This is a genomic window from Mangrovimonas sp. sgz306409 (assembly GCF_059735265.1).
The window spans coordinates 158,696-179,538 of the sequence record NZ_JCAPEU010000001.1 but is presented as its reverse complement, the minus strand read 5'-3'; the positions used below and the strand labels follow the sequence as shown (position 1 = coordinate 179,538).

Annotated in this window: 18 protein-coding genes; 8 read left to right on the top strand and 10 right to left on the bottom strand. The window is 39.3% G+C overall.

The genetic code is table 11. From position 1 onward, the window contains the following. The first annotated feature begins 35 nt into the window (after nt 1-35). Nucleotides 36-509 carry a regulatory protein RecX gene (locus AC6I5C_RS00820; protein ID WP_497903490.1) on the top strand — a complete coding sequence of 158 codons (474 nt, stop codon included), beginning with the start codon at nt 36-38 and terminating at the stop codon, nt 507-509. Nucleotides 510-562: 53 nt separating this feature from the next. On the opposite strand, the gene AC6I5C_RS00815 is transcribed toward AC6I5C_RS00820, so the two are convergent. The 3 genes from AC6I5C_RS00815 to AC6I5C_RS00805 form a co-directional block, all read right to left on the bottom strand. Continuing rightward, nucleotides 563-1,054 (bottom strand): DUF6646 family protein, encoded by a 492-nt coding sequence (locus tag AC6I5C_RS00815; RefSeq protein WP_497903489.1) that lies wholly within the window; start codon nt 1,052-1,054, stop codon nt 563-565. 45 nt (nt 1,055-1,099) lie between these two features. Next, entirely contained in the window at nt 1,100-1,966 is an 867-nt protein-coding gene (locus AC6I5C_RS00810; RefSeq protein WP_497903488.1) for a cupin-like domain-containing protein, read from the bottom strand. A gap of 92 nt (nt 1,967-2,058) precedes the next feature. Beyond that, nucleotides 2,059-3,879, bottom strand: a complete 1,821-nt coding sequence (locus tag AC6I5C_RS00805; protein WP_497903487.1) for a TonB-dependent receptor — start codon at nt 3,877-3,879, stop codon at nt 2,059-2,061. A 70-nt stretch (nt 3,880-3,949) separates the two neighbouring features. On the opposite strand from AC6I5C_RS00805, the gene AC6I5C_RS00800 reads away from it, so the two are divergent. The 3 genes from AC6I5C_RS00800 (at nt 3,950) to AC6I5C_RS00790 (ending at nt 6,237) form a co-directional block, all read left to right on the top strand. Beyond that, nucleotides 3,950-5,440: an aminotransferase-like domain-containing protein gene (locus tag AC6I5C_RS00800; protein WP_497903486.1), complete on the top strand. Its 1,491-nt coding sequence runs from the start codon at nt 3,950-3,952 to the stop codon at nt 5,438-5,440. Between the two features lie 78 nt (nt 5,441-5,518). Beyond that, a complete protein-coding gene (locus tag AC6I5C_RS00795) occupies nt 5,519-6,028 on the top strand; it encodes a DUF2975 domain-containing protein (RefSeq protein ID WP_497903485.1) in 510 nt (169 codons plus the stop codon). A gap of 2 nt (nt 6,029-6,030) precedes the next feature. After that, complete coding sequence (locus AC6I5C_RS00790) at nt 6,031-6,237, top strand: helix-turn-helix domain-containing protein (protein WP_053976844.1); 207 nt, start codon at nt 6,031-6,033, stop codon at nt 6,235-6,237. A gap of 77 nt (nt 6,238-6,314) precedes the next feature. Here the strand turns inward: AC6I5C_RS00790 and AC6I5C_RS00785 are convergent, their stop codons facing one another. From AC6I5C_RS00785 to AC6I5C_RS00755, 7 genes are all read right to left on the bottom strand, one after another. Continuing rightward, a complete protein-coding gene (locus AC6I5C_RS00785; RefSeq protein WP_053976846.1) occupies nt 6,315-6,611 on the bottom strand; it encodes a F0F1 ATP synthase subunit delta/epsilon in 297 nt (98 codons plus the stop codon). Between the two features lie 14 nt (nt 6,612-6,625). Beyond that, the gene (gene atpD, locus AC6I5C_RS00780) at nt 6,626-8,134 is read right to left on the bottom strand and encodes a F0F1 ATP synthase subunit beta (RefSeq protein WP_053976847.1); all 1,509 of its coding nucleotides are present in this window, start codon (nt 8,132-8,134) and stop codon (nt 6,626-6,628) included. 202 nt (nt 8,135-8,336) lie between these two features. Next, nucleotides 8,337-9,941, bottom strand: coding sequence for a G-D-S-L family lipolytic protein (locus tag AC6I5C_RS00775; protein ID WP_497903484.1), 1,605 nt, complete (start codon nt 9,939-9,941; stop codon nt 8,337-8,339). 21 nt (nt 9,942-9,962) lie between these two features. Further along, complete coding sequence (locus AC6I5C_RS00770; protein WP_497903483.1) at nt 9,963-12,743, bottom strand: TonB-dependent receptor; 2,781 nt, start codon at nt 12,741-12,743, stop codon at nt 9,963-9,965. 205 nt (nt 12,744-12,948) lie between these two features. After that, nucleotides 12,949-14,796, bottom strand: a complete 1,848-nt coding sequence (gene glmS, locus AC6I5C_RS00765; protein ID WP_497903482.1) for a glutamine--fructose-6-phosphate transaminase (isomerizing) — start codon at nt 14,794-14,796, stop codon at nt 12,949-12,951. A 6-nt stretch (nt 14,797-14,802) separates the two neighbouring features. Beyond that, the gene (gene bamH / locus AC6I5C_RS00760; RefSeq protein ID WP_497903481.1) at nt 14,803-16,524 is read right to left on the bottom strand and encodes a BamH family beta-barrel-assembly machinery protein; all 1,722 of its coding nucleotides are present in this window, start codon (nt 16,522-16,524) and stop codon (nt 14,803-14,805) included. Nucleotides 16,525-16,535: 11 nt separating this feature from the next. Then, entirely contained in the window at nt 16,536-17,345 is an 810-nt protein-coding gene (locus AC6I5C_RS00755; RefSeq protein WP_053976852.1) for a glycogen/starch synthase, read from the bottom strand. A 112-nt stretch (nt 17,346-17,457) separates the two neighbouring features. On the opposite strand from AC6I5C_RS00755, the gene panC reads away from it, so the two are divergent. From panC to AC6I5C_RS00735, 4 genes are read left to right on the top strand one after another with little or no spacing between them, the layout of a single operon-like run. Then, nucleotides 17,458-18,306 (top strand): pantoate--beta-alanine ligase, encoded by an 849-nt coding sequence (gene panC, locus AC6I5C_RS00750; RefSeq protein WP_497903480.1) that lies wholly within the window; start codon nt 17,458-17,460, stop codon nt 18,304-18,306. Between the two features lie 12 nt (nt 18,307-18,318). Continuing rightward, the gene (gene panD / locus AC6I5C_RS00745; protein ID WP_497903479.1) at nt 18,319-18,669 is read left to right on the top strand and encodes an aspartate 1-decarboxylase; all 351 of its coding nucleotides are present in this window, start codon (nt 18,319-18,321) and stop codon (nt 18,667-18,669) included. A gap of 9 nt (nt 18,670-18,678) precedes the next feature. Then, on the top strand, nt 18,679-19,632 hold the full coding sequence (locus AC6I5C_RS00740) for a lysylphosphatidylglycerol synthase transmembrane domain-containing protein (protein ID WP_497903478.1): 954 nt from the start codon (nt 18,679-18,681) through the stop codon (nt 19,630-19,632). Nucleotides 19,633-19,671: 39 nt separating this feature from the next. Then, complete coding sequence (locus AC6I5C_RS00735) at nt 19,672-20,814, top strand: alpha/beta hydrolase (protein WP_497903477.1); 1,143 nt, start codon at nt 19,672-19,674, stop codon at nt 20,812-20,814. Nucleotides 20,815-20,843: the final 29 nt, after the last annotated feature.

Genomic DNA, 20,843 nt, shown 5'->3' with positions numbered 1-20,843 from the left:
TCGCCAAATTGTTTAATTGTTGTTATTTTTGAAACATGCAAACACACAAAACGTATACGGTAGAGGAAGCTGTTAAAAAGTTGGAACATTACTGTGCCTATCAGGAGCGTTGCCATAAGGAAGTAGTTCAAAAATTACGAACAATGCACATGATTCCAGAGGCTATTGACCATATCGTCGTGCACTTGCTTGAGCATAAGTTTTTAAACGAAGAGCGCTTTGCCAAAAGTTTTGTGAGGGGAAAGTTCCGAATCAAGAAATGGGGAAGGAGTCGGCTAAAGAATGAACTCAAGGCCAAGGAAATTTCTTCTTATAATATCAATGCAGCCTTAAAGGAAATTGACGATCAGGAATATTTGGAAGTGTTTCAAAGCTTGGCAGAAAAGCAATGTGAAACTATTAGGGAAACCAATCCTTTTAAGAAAAAGAAAAAGCTAGCAGATTACCTATTGTACCGTGGATGGGAATCCCACTTGGTTTATGAAAAGGTGAATGAATTGATCCGATAAAAAAAGGCTGTTTATTAAACAGCCTTTTTTTATATATGATTTGTTACTTCAATTTACAGATTGAAGGAAGCTCCAAAGCTAATGGTAAACTGATTGTGTAATTTCTCTGCTGGTGATAAATTGCCAGTATCGTAAAAAGCGATAGGGTAAGTAGCTTCGGTAAACACACCAAAACCTGAGGTAAAGAAATAACGAGCTCCCAAGTGCCCTCCAAAATTCTTGATGCTAAAATCCAATCCAGGGTATAAATCGAAATCTTCGTGAATGTTGATGACATTTCCCAAATGTGCATTAAAGCGTGCTTTAACATCAAAACGGTCAATAAAATCGGCATCAAGGAACTCTGGTACATCCAAAGCATAAGTAGAGGCAAATCCTAAAGAGATGTTTTCACCAAGCCCGAAGTCGTAAGTTGCGTTGATTCCCGTAGCGCGGTCTTGAAAATTGGCTCCAATTTGGAATTTTTTGTCGCCTTTTCCTTGAAAGGCTTGTGAGTAGGTTAAGGTGGCACATAACAAAAATGCCACAAATAGAATATTCTTCATGTTATTTGGTTTTTTGAGTGGACAAATATAGCATAACCAAAGAAGTTATGCGTTAAGATTTATTCTATTATGGGTCCTTGTAATGGCTTGTTCATTTTTCCAGTCTATCCATTTTTGTCCTTGTAAACGTCTCATAAAATTATCCAAATAGCGCAATACGAAGACATTATAAATGGCGATTCCCAAATTTTTTGGATGTCTTGGGATAGCTCTCAAACTCATGGAAAATCCAGGTGTTAGATATTTCATATAGTGCCAATAGCCTTCGGGCATGTAGAGTACTTCGCCGTGTTCCAATTTAGTAGTGTAGCCTTCTACATTTTTTAGGGCAGGCCACTGATTGAAATCCGGATTCGAGAAATCAATATCTTCCCTAGTTATTAAGGAATAAGGAATTTTATAGAGATGCTTGTTTTGGTTTTGGTCGAACAGGATGATTTGTTTCTCCCCTTCAAAATGGAAATGAAAAATGTTGGCCAAATCAATATCGTAGTGCATAAACGTATGCGAATTCTCTCCTCCAAAAAATAACATTGGCAGCTTCTTCATGAGCTTGATACCAAAATCAGGAAATGAAAAATCGCTTTGTAGTTCGGGCACTTCCTTGAGGATATTCCAAAGGAAAATGCGGTATTTGGTGGGCTCGCTTCTTAAAAGGTCGATGTATTCCGCCATTTTCATGGTGGCGTGAGGTTGGTTGAAACCATCTTCGTGATGTACTGGTCGATCATCGTAAAGGGGAACCGTTTTGTCTCCCGAAACCAATTTCATATACTCCAACGACCATTTGGAATAAGCAGGCCAATCTTCAGTTAAAGATTCAATAACCACAGGTTTCTGCGGCTTGAAGTAGTTTGCAATAAAGTCCTCTTTGGTAATTGTTTTTACACGAGGAATGTTATGAAGCTTCAATAGAAAAGTATGAATAGTTAACGTCTAAAGTTAAGAAAACGTTAGGACATGATATTCATACTTTTGCTATTGTTGAAAACTTGCTTTGATCCTTAATTGAAATGATAAGTTGCCCCGAACAGTACATTGCCTTTAGGCATTGGTACTAAGTTAGTTTCGTAATATTCTTCATTGAAAATGTTGTTGGCGTAAAAAGACAAGTCCAATTGTTGAATACTTACCGTAAGTCCTGCATCAAAGACAGTATAGGCTTGTCCTGAGGTGCGTTCGGCATATTTATAGGTCAAACTTGGTTGTACAATTTTAAAGAAATGACCACGGTAGGTTGCTGTTGCCTGATGCTTTAAAGAGTTGATAGAATATCTTGAATAGTCGATATCCAAATCTTTAATTTCATCTTCTATAAAGGTATAGCCAAGGTCGATGTGTTGTGTGAGTCCAGACAGTTCAAAATGATAATTGAGGTTGGCTTCAAAACCTTTAGTGTTCAAATCTCTTATGTTTTCTGCTTGCCAAAGGTCGTCCTCATTTACTTTTACATAATCAATAAGTTTTTGGGAATCTCTGTTGAAGAATGCAACGGTAGCATTGATAGATTTTCCTAGGAATTTCAACCCTATTTCCTCTGCAATGGCCTCTTCAGGATCCAATTGGTCATTTCCTAAAGTTGTTGGGTCGCTGTAGTATAAATCGGTGTAGGTTGGGATGCGGTATGTATAACCAATATTTCCGTAAAGTTTTAATTGATCGGAAACAGAATACCCTACATCTACTCCAGGAAATGCATGGAATTTAAAATCTGAAAAATAGGTCACGGCCACTCCAGGAGTCACGTCGAATTTGTTGTTGAAAAATTTGAAACGGTGCTCCAAAAACAAGTTGGTCATAAAACGGTCGCGTTTTCCTAAATTATTACTGGAAAGATAGGTTTGTGCCAAATCCATTCCAAATCCGGTTGTCCCAATGTTGGAGTTGTAAGAACCATGAAGTTCTGCTCCTATCTTGTTGGTTTGGTGTAGGTTTCTGTAACCTTCAGGATTGGTTCTTGTATACAAATACATATCCTGATTTCTGCGCCAGTACAAACGGGGTTTCAGTGTTAGGTTGTTATGGTTGTAAGCAGACGACAATCCCACTAAACTAGCTTGGGTTTCTTCATATTGATTAACTGCCGAAGGAGAGGCATAAAATCCGTTGGCTCCAAAATCGCGTTCTTGGAATGTAGCAATCAAATCTATTGGCATATGGTTTTTATTAAAACTACTTTTCAAAAAGTAATTCTGATTGTCATAATCGGTGTTGTAACGATAGCCTTCAGACGTGTTTCGGGAATAGTGAATGATGTGTGAGGTATTGCTAAGCTCGCTACCCACAGTTACTGAGGCATTTTTCTGCCCGAAAGAACCAGCTTGTACCCCTAAATCTACTCGGTTGTCCATAGATTTTTTAGTCACAATATTGACTGCTCCCGTAAAGGCATTTTGGCCAAAGACTCTAGCGGCAGGCCCTTTGATGATTTCAATACGTTCAATTACTTCCAGCGGTAAGGCTAAGTTCATACTATGGTGCCCCGTTTGGGCATCTTCCAATTTAATGCCGTCAATTAACAACAGGGTTTGGTCAAAACTTCCTCCTCGAATGTAAAGATCGGCTTGTGAACCATAAGTTCCACGGCGGCGAACATCCACTCCAGCTACTTGCTGTAATAAATCGGCGAGATTGGTGGCAGGGCTTTCTTTGATGTCCTTTGCGGTAATTACAGTAATGGTTCTGGAGTTTTCCTTAAAAGGTAGGTCAATACGCGTGGAGGTAATGATGACTTCGTCCAGGGAGTCCATTTTAACCGGTTCCACTTGGGCAGTTCCCATTAAGGTTGATAATATAAATGCTGATGACAATAATTTGGTTTTCATGAATTGATGTAATTTAACCCTGCAAAAGTCGTAACTTTCCGGACGAGTAAACTAGTCCAGTTTTAAAACTATGAATAGTCCGGTTAATGACCTTCTAAAACAGCTGATTTTTTTTGAAAAATCAAGTTCAACAGCAGTTTATATTCAAATAGCACAACAAATTATCAATGCCATTCAACGTGGTTACCTTTCCAAAGGTACGGCATTGCCGGGAACACGAAGTTTTAGCCAGCTTTTCGGTATTCATAGAAATACGGCTGTGGCGGTTTATGACGAATTGGCCTCGCAGGGTTGGGTGGAGATTCTTCCCAATAAAGGAACCTTTGTATTGTTGCCCGAACAGCGAACAGCTCCCATAAAAGCTTCGGTTCAGCAAATAGATCAGGTTTATAATTATTCTAAAACTACTGGTTTTCCATTTCAACAGTCCTTTCATTTAGCGTCTACGGCTCAGGAAACAAATGCGAAATATACCATTAATGATGGGCAACCTGATTTAAGGCTGCATCCGGTACATCAATTTTCAAGATGGTACAGTGCGGCCATGAAGCGAAAGTCTTTAATCTCGAAATGGAACCATACAAGTGAATTGTCTGCTTCAGTGTTTGAAACCCAATTGTGTAACTATTTAAATGCAACCAGGGGATTTCATATTCAACCAAACAACTTGTTGAGTACCCGAAGTACCGAAATGAGCCTGTACATTGTTTCGCAGTTATTGATCAAGCAGAATGATGTGGTATTGGTTGGGCAGTTGAGTAATTATGCCTCGAACATGATTTTTCAGCAGGCCGGTGCTGCTATAAGGACTATTCCTGTGGACGAATATGGTTTGGATGTAGATTATATTAGAACCCATTTTATAAAGCGAAGTATTCGCTGTGTGTATGTGTGTGCTCATCGACACTATCCAACCACTAAAACTTTGAGTGCTGAACGGCGCTTAAAGCTTTTGGAATTAGCCAAAGAATATCAGTTTGCAATTATCGAAGATGATTATGATTACGATTTCCAATTTGAAAGCTCTGCCATGTTACCTATGGCGAGCGCCGATGCCAATGGCTTGGTGATTTATTTGGGGAAATTGGGGCAGTCCTTGTTCCCTAGTTTTCAAACAGGGTTTGTTGTGGCTCCTGAGAACTTAATTTTGGAGGCAAAAAACTATTTGCAATTGTTGGACCGTCAAGGTGATTTAATTCAGGAGCAAATGCTTTCGGAATTGATTAGTGAAGGGGAAATGTACCGATTGATTAAAAAGAATGTCATTGTTTATAAACAACGGCGTGATTGTTTGTGTAGTCTGCTGAAGACTTATTTTAAGGATATCATTTCTTATGAAATTCCGGCTGGAGGGTTAGCTATTTGGTTGGAATTCAAATCCAAAATTTCTTTGGTAAAATTATCCGAACAAGCTGAAAAACATGATTTGTTTTTGCCAAAAACCATTTTGTATCAAGATGTAGAAACTTGTGCTATTAGGTTTGGTTTTGGGCATTTAAATGAGGAGGAAATTCAATTTGTTGTTGAACGTTTGGAAAGGGCGTATGATGAGGTGGTTTAACTATATTTTATCTTTTTACGATTAAAAATTATTGAAAAACGATAATTTTTCATAAGTTTGTTTAAAAGAAGTTGTCCTATGAAGAAATTAATCCTTTTAAAATGGTTGGTGAGATACCTGTGGATTACAGGAGTTCTTGCTATGGGCGTAATGCTATTCTCCTATCTTCATTTCTTATTTACCGGTACACTTAATGCCGTTGTAAAGATTAATGGTGTTGAAGTGCAGGGAATGACAATGGAAAAGCACATTTTATTATTGTTAATCTATATTTCTTTGGGCTTGGTGCTTAAAGCGGTTTTTCTGTTGGATGATGCACTGGACTATTTTAAAAACTTAAAACCGTTTAGTCAATCTGTAATCAAAAATTTCAAAGAAATAGGAGTTCTCTTTGTTGTTAGTGCTTTGATTACGGGTATACCATCGTTTTTATTTTCGGTTTATCTCAGAAATGATATTGAACGGACTTTTTCAGTAACTCCAGGACCAATTATAATGCTTATATGTCTAGGGTTGTTTTTTATGGTTTTAAGTGAACTGTTTAAAATAGCCAAAACTGCTAAAGAGGAGAATGAATTAACAGTTTAGGGATGGGGATTATTGTGAATGTGGATGTGATGTTGGCCAAGCGTAAAATGAAAAGTAATGAGCTCGCAGAGGCTATTGGGATTACCACGGCTAATCTTTCTATTTTAAAAACAGGCAAAGCCAAAGCAATTCGGTTTTCGACTTTGGAAGCCATTTGCAGAGAACTCGATTGTCAACCAGGGGATATTTTGGAGTATGTGGAGGATTAAATTCTATGAACTGAGTCATAAAAGCAAAAAAGCCAAACAATACTGTTTGGCTTTTCTATATTCAAGTTTCTTAACTCTTATTTTTCAACAAGAATGATTACTTTATTGTCTTTCATTTCAACAGTTCCAGAATCTATTTTTAAGGTCAAGACCTTATCATCTGTATGCAACGGGATGATTTCGGCAGGCAATTCCTTAAATCCAGGCTGACTTTTGGTGTGCGTATGGATTTTGATGGTACCTTGTTGCAACAACGAGATAATAGGCGCGTGGTTTTGCAACATTTGGAATTCACCATCAACTCCAGGCAACACTACTGAGTCCACTTCTGAACTGAACAATGTAGCTTCTGGCGATACTATTTCTAAATACATAGTTTAGTGTTTTATTAAGCTTCAGCAAGCATTTTTTCTCCAGCTTCGATAGCTTCCTCGATAGTTCCTTTAAGGTTGAAGGCTGCTTCTGGTAAGTGATCCAATTCACCGTCCATAATCATGTTAAATCCTTTGATAGTTTCTTTAATATCTACCAATACTCCAGGAATTCCAGTAAACTGCTCTGCTACGTGGAAAGGCTGAGACAAGAAACGTTGTACACGTCTTGCACGAGATACCGCCAATTTATCTTCTTCAGACAATTCTTCCATACCAAGGATGGCGATAATGTCTTGTAATTCTTTATAACGTTGCAATAACTCTTTTACGCGTTGTGCACAGTTGTAGTGCTCGTTTCCTAAAATGTCAGCAGTAAGAATTCTAGAAGTAGAATCTAATGGGTCTACCGCAGGGTAGATACCAAGCTCAGCAATTTTACGAGACAATACCGTTGTAGCATCCAAGTGGGCAAACGTTGTTGCGGGTGCCGGGTCAGTTAAGTCATCCGCAGGTACGTAAACCGCCTGTACAGATGTAATAGATCCTTTTTTGGTTGAAGTAATACGCTCTTGCATCGCACCCATCTCAGTTGCCAATGTTGGTTGGTAACCTACCGCAGATGGCATACGACCAAGAAGTGCAGATACCTCCGAACCAGCTTGTGTAAAACGGAAGATGTTATCTACGAAGAAAAGAACGTCTTTTCCTTGTCCGTCTCCAGCTCCATCACGGAAATACTCAGCAATTGTTAAACCAGATAAGGCAACACGTGCACGTGCTCCCGGTGGCTCGTTCATCTGTCCGAATACGAAAGTTGCTTTAGATTCTTTCATTTTAGACTTATCTACTTTAGATAAATCCCATCCACCATCTTCCATAGAGTGCATGAAGTCTTCACCGTAACGGATAATTCCAGACTCTAACATCTCTCTCAAAAGGTCATTTCCTTCACGAGTTCTTTCACCTACACCAGCAAATACTGATAAACCACCGTGACCTTTTGCAATATTGTTAATCAACTCCTGAATCAATACTGTTTTACCTACACCGGCACCACCAAATAATCCAATTTTACCTCCTTTTGCGTAAGGCTCAATCAAGTCGATTACTTTAATACCTGTAAATAATACTTCAGTAGAAGTTGATAAATCTTCAAATTTTGGAGCCTCTCTGTGAATTGGCAAACCAGATGTTCCTGCTTTTGGTAAATCACCAAGACCGTCGATAGCATCTCCAATTACATTAAACAAACGTCCGTAAACATCATCTCCAATTGGCATTTGGATAGGAGCACCAGTAGCGATAACTTCTGTTCCTCTGCTCAAACCATCAGATGAATCCATCGCAATTGTTCTTACAGTATCTTCACCAATGTGAGACTGTACTTCTAGAACAAGAGTGGAACCATCAGGTCTCTTAATCTCTAACGAATCGTAAATTTTTGGAAGTTCTGAATCAGCACCGAATTCAACATCGATAACCGGTCCTACAATTTGTGCAACTTTACCTGTAACTTTTGACATTACTTATATGTTTAATGTTTAGATATTTTAATACTGAAAAACAAGGACTACGCATTGAAGCGGGCTCCCCGTTTTTTGCGCTGCAAAGATATATTTTTTTAATTTAATAATAAAGCCATTTTTTTTAGTTTTTCAGGATAAAAAAACGCCTACTTGATAGAGTTTGACAAGTAGGCGTTTTTTATGAAATTTCTTAGCTATTTTATTGAAGGGTAGGAGTGTAGTTTGTTGGGAAGTTTCCTATATCTACTAAATTTCCTGAGGCTTCAAAATTGGAACCGTAAGTTTGGTCTATGGCTTTTAGGAAGGCATTTGCTATTGCAGCGTAACCCCTTGAGGTAAGGTGTACACCATCCAAAGACATGGCGCCTCCCGTAACCAAATTGGCACTTAAGGTAAAATCACCATCTGTTAAACCTCCGTTAGCCAATTGGTACAACATAGCGTTGGCATCAACCATTGCTAAACCAGCTGCAGAGGCCGCCTCTTGAATTGTTGCATTAAAACTATTGGTGGCAGTGGCTATTTCGGTTTGCTCTGTTGGAATCAATACCCACTTGTCTTCCAAAGGTAAGGTAATCCCCTCTATTGAAAACTGTCCAGCTAAAGCTTGAGGTAATCCTTGCGCCATTAAGGCTCCTGCATAGGAGGTATTCACTGTACCAATTACAGTACTGCTGGTCAAAACAAATAAGTCATTTTCGTTGGCCTGTCTTGTCTGTCCGTAGGTTTGACCTAATAAGGCGGCTACTAATGGAGCTGCTTCTTCAGGCAATCCAAATTGGCCTATAAAGGCAGGGAAGGTTGGACTGACCATTAAGGCTCCCGTAATGGTAGATGAAATATCTTCTAAACTCTCGTCCTTAATCACTACGGCACTTGCTTCTGTTTCAGAAAATACAATGGCTCTTTCAGGAGCTCCGATAGCTACATAAACTTGGTTTAAAGCACCAAAAATAGCATTCAAGGTTGGAATTTGAGGCCCAAAATCAGGGTTGGAAGGATCTAGCGGATTGTAAGGAACGGTTGTAAAATGAGGAATTGTTGTGATGTCTGGAATGTTTGCAACCACCCCTTTAGCACCTCCTGAGGTTAATGTGGTCACCAACGTAGAGATGGCATAATCAAAGGTTGCTTGATCTGTGATAGGTGAAGACCCATCGGCACCACTTAAAGCATATCCTAAAACGTCATTGTTTCCTATCCACATAGTAAAGAAGGATGGGTTTTGAGCCATGGCCATTTCAATAACACTTGCATCTGGAGTCGCCCCCGTCATTCTTACAAAATAAGGATTGGCCAGTCCTGCTGAAAGGTTGGCTATATTTCCATAACCTGGAGCCAAAAGATGAAAACTTTTCGCCCCTGGAACTCCCATATTATTGAAAGGCCCGGTGGGATTGTTGGTAGCAATATCTGTAGTTACGGTTACTGGTCCAATTACCGATTCTAAAGGTACTGGTCCTGCTCCCCCAAACACCAATCTTGGGGAGGCAATGCGGTTTCCTGCTAGGGCCAATCCTCCGTAATTGTCGTTCATTAGCGGTTGGGTGAAACTTCCTCCTCCAGCTAGGCTGAATTGTGAGGCCAAAATGTTAGGATAGGAATTTTCTTGAGAGGCTATAAATAGGGCTCCATCGGTATAACCAGAGGTTAATGAGTTTCCTAAAGAAACGTAATTTGAAAAATCGGCCTCTCCTGCGGTTAATTCCGGTAGGGGTTCTGTAGAAGGCGCTATTGTGTCGTCACTGTCGCAGGCCATGAATCCTAAGGAGATGGCGAGCAACCATATATATTTTGTATTCATATTAATGATGTTTGCTAATTGTTATAGGTTGTTGATTGTCCATGAAACGTAGTACATAGATCCTATGTATCCAGTACCAATGGCCGTAAAGTACTCATCACCCAATAGGTTTGTGGCGCCAGCTTTAAAGCTAGATTTAATAGATGGTACTCTATAGTTAACTTGGGCATCCAAGGTGTGGTATGCTGGAATAGCGCCGTCACCAAAGGTTGCTTGCCAGTAGTAATCATCGCTCCATCTCCAAGCAACGTTAAATCCAAAGTTTTTGAACAAATCGGTATGCCCAAAAGACGCTTTCACTTTATGTTCTGGAGTGTTGAAATTGGTTCTGAAATCTAGATAGGCTGCTTGATCAAAATCTTGTTTTGTGTAAGTATAGCTTCCTCCTAAATCGAAATCACCAAATATTTTTGTTGAAACCCCAAGGGAACCACCGTAAGAATTTACATCAGCCTCTGAATTGGTGTATGCTTGGTAAACCTTGTAATCACCATTAGCAATGGCGGCAATAGAAAGTGTGTTGTCTCCAACTTCACCGTAAAGTGGTGCTATCACATTTTCACTAGAGATAAAGTCTTTGTACTTGTTGTAGTAAACGCTGAAGTCAATAATGTTCTTTTCAAACTTACCACGATACCCAACTTCAAAAGAAGTTACACGTTCTGGTTTTACTAAGTCTGGATTTCCTATTTCCAAAAGGGCAGGGTTCCCTGCTAGTGCAAAGGCTTGTACGGAAGATGCTGAATAGGAGTTGTTATAAGCGGCAGCTCCTGTTTGCGTAATATTAGAAGGTTGTCCTAACAATTGTCCCGAAGCGCTTACAGCATAATCTCTTGAATAACGGTCTAAGTTATCAGGGGCAGCACCAACCAAAACGGCGCGTCCCGCGTCCAACCCAATGAATAAATCCTGTGTAGTTGGGTTCCTGAATCCTGTTTGTACAGAAGCACGGATGTTGTGGTCTTCATGCAATGTTAAACCAGCCGATAATCTTGGCGACAAGAACCCATCAAAGAATTCTGATTTGTCATAACGAATAGAGCCTGTTAACTTTAAGGACATATCGTTGTTGAACTTGAAAAGTTTCTGCATTTGTGTATAGATTCCGAATTCGGAATAATCGATAGCTCCGTCATAATCGGTATAGATAGTTCCAGAAGAATTAAGGCTGTACTTTCTGTAAGAACCTCCAACTTGAATTTCAACAACATCCCATAAATGTGTGAAGTTGTAGTTGGCATCGGCATGGTAATATTTGGAAGCATCCTGGAATTTAGACCCTGTGCTTAAGTTTGGATCGCTGATACTTCTGTTGAAAGCCGCTTGGAATTCAGGAGAGCCTGGTTCATATCTTCCTGTGTCGGCTTGGGCACGGGCAATAGCATGGGCTTGTTCATTTGTTGCTCCAGCCAAAGTGGCCTGTACATAGGTTCCTGTATATTCTCCAAACCAAGTTTGGTCATCTTTCCAGGCTCTGTTGATATTGATTCCCGTAAAAACCATATCGTAAGAATCTCCGGCTTTATCTGAAACTACATAACCTCTTACAAAGAAGTTGTTGTTGCGAACTTCCAATTTGTGTTGTTGCTGGAAGAAGTTGTCAATAGTATATCTGTTGGTTCCTTGATAAATGGTAGAACCTGTTCCAATTTTACCAACATAGGCAATTTCAAAGTCATCGGCCATTGGTCTGAAGTACAATCCCCAGTCGGCTTTAATGCTTTCCGCATTATAATCGGTTAAGTCGCGTTCTTCGTATCCTGTTCTACTTACGTCTACAGAAGGCACTAACGATTCGGCACCACTTGGAAGAATTCCCAAGCCAACCAATGCTAAGGCCACGTCTCTAATGTCTGTAGAAACTTCATCTCCATAAATATTGTATCCATCATATCCAACACTTGCTCTAGTGTCTCCTGTACCTGGTTTTCCTTGGTAGTTGTTCGCTACCCAATCGGTTCCTTTTAACCAACCAAAATTTACTTTGGCTGCAAACTTGTCGTTGAATTTGTAAGCGGCTCTAATCCCAGCGTCTCTATAGGTGTTATCTCCTGCAGCATCTTGCGAAGTAATTCCCTGCTTGTAATACCCGCTAATTCCGTGATGATCAAATGGATTTTTACTACGCATGAACAAAATACCATTGAAGGCGTTAGCTCCGTACAAAGCCGAAGCAGCACCAGGCAATAATTCTACACTTTGGATGTCGGTTTCATTCATCCCAACCAAATTCCCGATTGGGAAGTTAAGGGCAGGTGTAGAGTTGTCCATGCCGTCTACCAACTGCATGAAACGGGTATTGGCGAAGGTGGCAAAACCTCTTGTGTTGATAGCCTTAAAGGTTAAACTGTTGGTGTTAACGTCTACACCTTTTAAGTTTTCAAGTCCGTCGTAGAAATCTGCAGAAGCGGTATTTTTGATTTCCTTTAAACCAAAACGTTCCACTGTAACAGGGGATTCAAAAATACGTTCCGGAGTTCTGGAGGCAGAAATAACAATTTCGTCCAGTTCGGTTCCTTCGGTTAAAATAATGTCTATGGTTTGAGGGTTGGTAGTAACTTCTTTAGTGACACTTTGAAATCCAACGCTACTTACTTGGATGCTAAATGGAGGTTGTTGGTTGACAACAAAGGAATAATTTCCGTCAAAATCCGAAATGGTACCTTCGGAGGAACCAAGAGCTATAATGTTGGCTCCTGGAAGCGGTTGGCCGTTGTGGTCGGTAATTTTTCCTGATACGGTTGTTTGTGCAAACGAAAAGGCACAAAAAAGCAGCATAAGAATCTTAGGGAGTGTTTTCATTATTAAAAATTAGTTATTAGTGCTGCCAATATATATAAAGTTTGAGAACTTACAATGAAGAATTATCAAAAAACTATGCGCGCATAGTACTTTTTGATAAAAAAGACCTATTTGTAATGGGAAATAGATAAAAAAAGCATCTAAAAATGCATAATTCATATTGCATTTTTAGAGGCTTTTTGATTTCTAGACCTTAGAGTTTGTACTATTCTACGGTCACCGATTTTGCTAAATTTCGTGGTTGATCCACATTTTTACCTAGCATTACGGCTATATGGTATGATAGTAATTGAAGTGGAATGGTGGTTAACAATGGAGATAAAGACTCCAAAGTTTCAGGAACTTCAATGACGTGATCTGCCAATTCCTTAACACTCTCGTCACCTTCCATCACGATTCCTATAATTTTTCCTTTTCTGGATTTAATTTCCTGAATATTGCTTACCACTTTTTCGTAATGGCCCTTTTTGGTCGCGATTACAACTATTGGCATGTTTTCATCAATTAAGGCAATTGGACCGTGCTTCATTTCTGCAGCCGGGTAGCCCTCAGCATGGATATATGAAATCTCTTTTAGTTTAAGGGCACCTTCCAAAGCAACCGGGAAATTATAGCCTCTCCCTAGGTAAAGACAGTTTTTGGAGTCTTTATAGATATCGGCTATTTTCTTAACAGCTTCATCTGTTTCCAATGCCTTTTGAACTTTTTCCGGGATAAGCTCCAATTCAATTAAATGATGTCTGAAATCTGAACTTGAAATAGTGCCTTTGGCTCTTGCCAAGCGAAGAGCGATTAAAGACAGTACAGTAATTTGTGTAGTAAACGCTTTTGTAGAAGCCACCCCAATTTCAGGTCCTGCGTGGGTGTAAGCTCCAGCATCGGTTTCTCTTGCAATAGATGAACCTACAACATTACAAACGCCAAATACAAAAGCACCTTTAGATTTTGCCAATTTGATGGCTGCCAAGGTGTCGGCAGTTTCACCTGATTGTGAAATAGCAATGACGATATCCTTCTCAGTAATGATAGGATTTCTATATCGGAATTCCGAAGCATATTCTACCTCAACAGGAATTCTGGCCAAATCTTCAAAAATGTACTCGGCAACTAAACCGGCATGCCATGAGGTTCCACAGGCTACAATGATAATTCTTTCTGCATTGAGGAATTTTTTCATGTTATCCTCTACACCTGCCATTTTTATGATGGCTTGATCTGTTAACAAACGTCCTCTAAAAGTATCCAAGATGGCACTTGGCTGCTCATAGATTTCCTTAAGCATGAAATGAGGGTAACCTCCTTTTTCAATTTGTTCAAGGTTTAGTTGTAGCTGTTGAACATAAGGATCTACTTTGGTGTCGTCGTAAATTTTTCGGATTTTGATATCCTTGTCACGACGAATAATTGCCATTTCCTCGTCTTCAAGGTATACTGCATTTTTAGTGTATTCCAAAAATGGGGATGCGTCGCTGGCAATAAAAAATTCACCTTCGCCAATACCTATGGCTAATGGGCTTCCCAATCTAGCAACAACAATTTCGTTAGGTTTGGTCTTATCAAAAACAGCAATGGCGTAAGCACCTACTACTTGGTTTAAGGCCACTTGAACAGCTTTACCAAGTTTCAGGTTTTCTTTTTGCATGACGTCCTCAATCAGGTTTACCAATACTTCGGTATCAGTATCCGATTTGAATGTAAACCCTCTTTGGATCAATTCTTTTTTAAGGGATTCATAGTTTTCAATGATTCCGTTATGAATGATTACCAAATTCCCTGAATTGGAAAGATGTGGGTGCGAATTGACATCGTTTGGAACCCCATGGGTAGCCCAACGAGTGTGGCCAATTCCTAAGGTTCCTTCCGTAGTAATTTCTTGTGCAATACGATCTTCTAAATCGGTAACTTTTCCTTTGGTTTTGGAAAGTTTGATGTCGCAGTTATCAAAAAGTGCAATACCTGCACTGTCGTACCCTCTATATTCTAAACGCTTTAGTCCTTTTATGATAATGGGGTGGGCTTCACGATGCCCAATATACCCTACAATGCCACACATAATGTTTTAGTTTTCTGGTTCTGTATAAAAAATCTCCAAATATACCTTCTTGTCCTCATCCGCCGTGTTGTTTCCAAAAAGTACGGTTCCCCTTGGGGAAAGGACAGAGCTTACAGGTACTTTTACGTCGTCTGCAGTAAGCATCTTTGCTTGATTGGTTGGTAGACCAGTACTGCTATTAACTTCTAGGTTTACGTTGGTTGAAACCACTAAACCTAATTTTACATTTGTAGAGTCGTTTTCTATAAGGCTTTTTACGTGTTCGGTAATTCTAAGTTTGTATTTGATTCCTTCACCATCAGCTTCATCATCAACGCGCTCCAATTTACCTAAGTGATTGGTTCTTGAATACAAAGGCGAAGTAGTACTTGCAAGATCTCCTAAATAGTCAGCCAAATATCTTTCATTGTCAATGTCGTAAAGATAAATACGATCGGGCTCTTGACCATTCACTAGAGATTGATCTACGTGGAAAACAAGATTAGCTTCGTTAATTAGTCGTCTTCTTTTTACAAACTTTCCTTCTTCGTCTGTTTGGGCGAAGAAGTTTTTAAAGTTTTCAAAAGTGTTATCACTTTCTGTGTTTTCGTCGATGTCTTCACCGTCAAAAAGTTTGATGATTGCCATGGATCCCTGTCCTCCTTTTAGGTACAGTTTTTCATCTCCGTCCAACTCATCCCCATCCAATAATGGAAGGTTGAAATTATTTTCGAAGAAGTTAACACGATTTCCTGAAAACGTTAAGGTATAACTGGCTTCAATTCTGTCTCCATCCTCAACACTTGGATCTTTGGTGTAATAAATGGTGATGTTTGCGGAAGTTGAAGACATGTTCAACATAGACATATGACCCGATTCGCCAATGGCTTCAACCTTAAAGTAAATACCTCTAAAATAGTTATTGAAATTGTTGGAGTTGCTCAAAACTACGTCACCTTCTTTAGCAATGATTTTTTCGTTCCAGTAGGTTGGATCCAATTTTACTCTTAGTGCCGGTGCCAAGCGCTCGGTTACTTCGTATTCAGGTTCCTCTCCTTCGGCTACTTCATCATCGGAAGGTTCTGTAAGGATAATCTGTGTTTCGCTAGGTTTGAAATTATCAAGAACAGATGGCTCTGTGTCACTTAAAAGTTCAACAATAGGTGTTCCTTCCAAGGAAGCAGGGTCTATCATTTCAGTAAGAGAAGTGGCCCCATTTGAATAGTAACGTTGACTTTCGTTAAATTCAGAATTTGGATCAAATCCTCTTAGGAAATAGTTGCTTTCATAGAGTGATAATTTGATATGAGCATCACCAAAAATAGAATCCAACTCATAAGTGTTGCCACCTTCATCTGCAGTTCCTGTTACGGAGCTGTAGAAAGGAATGGTCATGACAACAGAGTCAATTTGGGTGCCTTCCCCAAAACTTGGATCTGAAGTGGATTGTGCCAATTGGGTGACAAAACTTGCCGTTGTGCGTCCATAAGTAGGGTCGTCATAGATTCCCAAAAGGTTGGACGGTAAATTATTGGATTGAACGGGACGGAATTGTGCACCTTCCCCTCCAAGTGCCCTATTGTAAGTGATTACATCGTATAGGCTTGTTTCTGAATTGAAATGGGAGTTGTTATCGCTGTTGATAAGGTCCGAATCCAGAGTGGAAAAATCTTCATTACAAGCAATGGTAGCCAAAGATAGTACCGCCAGTACCGCAATGTTTTTTAGGGCAATTGTTTTCTTTTTCATGTAAGCGATTCTTATTTTAAGACTTCGGTAGTGTAAAATTCGGTATAAGGCTCCATAAATTCATCGGGAGCATAGTACTCAAGTACCGGTTTACCGCAGGCTTTAAGATATTCGGTCAATTCGTCAGGAATAACAGCCGATCCTTTTATCAAGGCATCAGAGTGGTCTATAGCCACTTTCATGATGTTGGAATAATTAGGCGTTTCCAAGACTTTTACCAGATCTTCATCGATATTGTCGAATTTTACTTTGTTGATCATTTCTTTATCTAACGTACCTTCGAAGCTTTGATTGTATACCGAAGTTACAATTTTACTTTCGTTAAAAAGTGGTTCGTTCTTGTAAAATTCTTTTAAGTACAATGGAAGCAAAGAAGCCATCCATCCGTTAACATGGATAATATCTGGTGACCAATTGAGTTTTTTTACGGTTTCGATCACCCCTTTTGCGAAAAATATGGCGCGCTCGTCGTTGTCAGGAAACAGCTTTCCTTCCTCGTCTGTCAAGGTTGCTTTTCGCTTGAAATATTCTTCGTTGTCAATAAAATAAACCTGAATACGTTCTTTAGGGATGGAGGCCACTTTAATGATAAGTGGCATGTCTAAATCGTTTATTACTAGATTGATACCGGAAAGACGGATTACTTCGTGCAATTGATGTCTTCTTTCATTAATGTTACCATATCTAGGCATAAATATTCGTATCTGGCCTCCTTGTTTGTTTACCATTTTTGGAGCTTCAAATGACATCGATGAGATCTCTGTTTCTGGTAAATATGGTACAACTTCGGAAGACACATACAATATTCGCTTATCTTTCATAAAATAGGTTCGATTTAGTAAATTAGAAATAAAAAACATGCAAAATTACAAAATTTTATGCAGATTGCCAGTAAAATATTAGTTTTGCACGCTGTTAATGTTTTGTTGTCACGTGAGAATTTATCATAAATCCAGTGAGTTAAAAAGCACTGTCGAGGAACTAAAAACCCAGAAGCGTAGCATTGGAATGGTGCCTACCATGGGAGCTCTGCATCAAGGACATCTATCCTTAATCAAGCAGGCATTGGACGAAAATGACGCCGTTGTGGTGAGTATTTTCGTAAACCCTACCCAGTTCAATAATCCAGAAGATCTTGAGAAATATCCAAGAATGTTGGAGACCGATGTGGAGCTGTTAAAGCAGCTAAGCGACGCTATTATGGTGTTCGCGCCTTCGGTTGAAGATATCTACGGAACCGATGTGGAGTCAACATCTTTCTCTTACGATGGCTTGGAGCATGAAATGGAAGGTCGTTTTAGGGACGGACATTTTGACGGTGTTGGAACCATTGTAAAACGTTTGTTTGAAATTGCTCAGCCTGATAATGCTTATTTCGGAGAAAAGGATTTTCAGCAGTTGATGATCATTAAGAAGCTTGTTGAAAAGTATGATATTCCAGTAAATGTGATTGGATGCCCCATTTATAGGGAAGATGATGGTTTGGCTATGAGCTCTAGAAACATCCGTTTGACACCTGCTCATAGAGAGGCTTCGCCTTTTATCTACAAAACCCTGCAAGCTGCCAAAGTCAAGTTTGGCACAGAAAGTGCTAAAGCAGTTACCGATTGGGTTGAAGGTGAGTTTGCTGCCAATGATTTGTTGGAATTGGAATATTTCATTATTGCAGACGAGCAGACCCTGAAAACAATTACAGAAAAAACTAATTCAAATACATATCGCGGTTTTATAGCCGTATATGCGGGAGATGTTAGACTTATAGACAACATCGCCTTAAATTAATATTTTTGCCTCATGCAAATTCACGTAGTAAAATCTAAGATTCATAGAGTTAAATGTACAGGTGCAGATCTTAATTACATTGGTAGTATTACCATTGATGAAGATCTTATGGAAGCCGCCAACATTATCCAAGGAGAAAAAGTTCAAATTGTGAACAATGATAATGGTGAGCGATTGGAAACCTATGTAATTCCTGGACCTCGCAACAGTGGTGAAATCACCTTAAATGGGGCGGCAGCCCGCAAGGTAGCTGTTGGCGATACATTGATTTTGATTACCTATGCCGTTATGGATATTGAAGAAGCTAAGACCTTCAAGCCTGCATTGGTGTTTCCAAATGAAGCCACTAACTTGTTAAACTAAATCCCGAGATTGAATTCAAAGCTTAAAACCATTCTTAAAATAACATTGCCATTATTGTTGGGTGTTGTTTTAGTGTGGTATTCGCTGTCCAAAATTTCAATTGGGGAACTCATTTTACATTTCAAGAAGGCGAACTATTTTTGGGTTGCCTTAGGAATTCTGTTTGGTTTTTTGAGCCATTTATCTCGGGCGTACCGTTGGAAGTTTTTATTGGAACCCTTGGGGTATTTCCCTAAAATGCCCAATAGGGTAATGGCGGTATTTGCAGGGTATTTGGTGAATTTTACCATTCCAAGGGCTGGGGAAGTTACTAGGGCAACTGTGTTAACCAATTACGAAGGCGTGCCTTTTGAAAAGGGATTCGGAACTATTGTCTCAGAACGAGTGGCCGATCTTTTGGTGCTGCTTTTAATTATACTCACAACCCTATTTTTGGAATTTGAATTCATTTATAATTTCTTCATACAGAAATTTGATACCGTTAAGGTGCTTTCCGCTGGAGCCTTGCTGCTTGTTTTGGGATTCGGGCTGATTATCTACTTTAAAAATGGGAAGTCGCAGTTTGCGGTCAAGGTGAGGGCATTTGTGGTTGGCTTGATAGAGGGCGTATTGAGTATTCTCAAAATGAAGAAAAAGTGGGCGTTTATAGGGCATACTTTGTTCATTTGGATCATGTATCTTTTAATGTTCTACGTGACTTCGTTGGGAATAGAGGAATTACAGCCCATTCCATTAGCTGCCATTTTGGTTGGATTTATTTCTGCAACTTTTAGTATTGCGGCGACAAATGGCGGGATTGGATCTTATCCCGAAGCGGTAGTTTTGGCTTTTATGCTCTTTGCGTTACCGGAAGATCCCAGTAGGGCTTTTGGATGGATAATGTGGTCCACGCAAACACTCATGCTTACACTTTTGGGAGGAATATCTTTAATTTGCCTTCCAATCTATAATAGAACCAAATAATTTTATAAATTGCCGTAACAATATAAATGAAGGAAAATTATGCATAAGTTTTTCATGCTTTTGGTATTTGTTTTGGGCTATCAAACACTACAATCCCAGGTATTGTTCGAAACAATGGAATCGTCCATTTTAGGGGAAAGTAGGGAATTGAAAATCCAATTGCCGTCCGATTACAATCCTGAAGACAAAACAGAGTATCCAATCATTATCGTTTTTGATGGGGATTATCTGTTTGAACCAGTTATTGGTAATGTGAATTACCAATCCTATTGGGGGGAAATGCCAAAATGTATTGTGGTGGGAATCAATCAAGCGTCAACTAGGGAGGTGGATTTCTTTTATGATGACGAAACCTATTTTCCGGCACATGAAGGTGCACGATTTTTCGAGTTTGTTGGGGTAGAGTTGATTCCTTACATCGAAAGTAGATATAAAGCTTCCAAATTTAGAATTGGCGTTGGGCATAATCTAAGTGCTAATTTTATGAACTATTATGTGTTCAAGGAATATCCTATTTTTAGGGCTTTTGTGGAATTTAGCCCAGATTTGGCGCCTGAAATGGCCAGTCGTTTGGAGCAACGTTTGAACAATATTCCTATTGATACTTTCTTTTATTTGGCCACTGCTGAAAACGATTTAGGGAATTTGAACAAAAGTATTGTTAATTTAGACAAGACTTTGAGTACTATTGAAAACCCAAAGTTGCATTACCGTTTTGATAATTTTGATGATGCCAACCACTATTCTTTGGTAGGTTTGGCTATTCCAAAGGCCATGAACCAGATATTTTCTTTGTATAAACCCATCAATAAAAAGGAATATTCAGAGCAAATGCTTACTTACGAAGGCTCTCCCTATGACTATTTGATGAAGAAATATGATGATATCAAATTGTTCTATGGTTTTGAGAAAAAGGTTGTGGAAATCGATTTAAAGGCTACCGCTGCTGCTTCCAAGAAAAAGGACGATATGGAATCTTTGAAGAATGTTTCCAAACTGGCCAAAAAGGAATACCCAGATTCTATGATTAGTGCCTATTATCAGGGTATGTATTATGAGGAGTATGGCGACTTGAAAAAGGCTTTACAGTATTACCAATCTGGATTGTTGTTGAACGAGTCCGAATACATCGACAAAGACATGCTTTTGGAGAAGGTTTACGACATCAAAGACCAGAATTAATACAAATAATTGCAGTTCATCGATTTTTT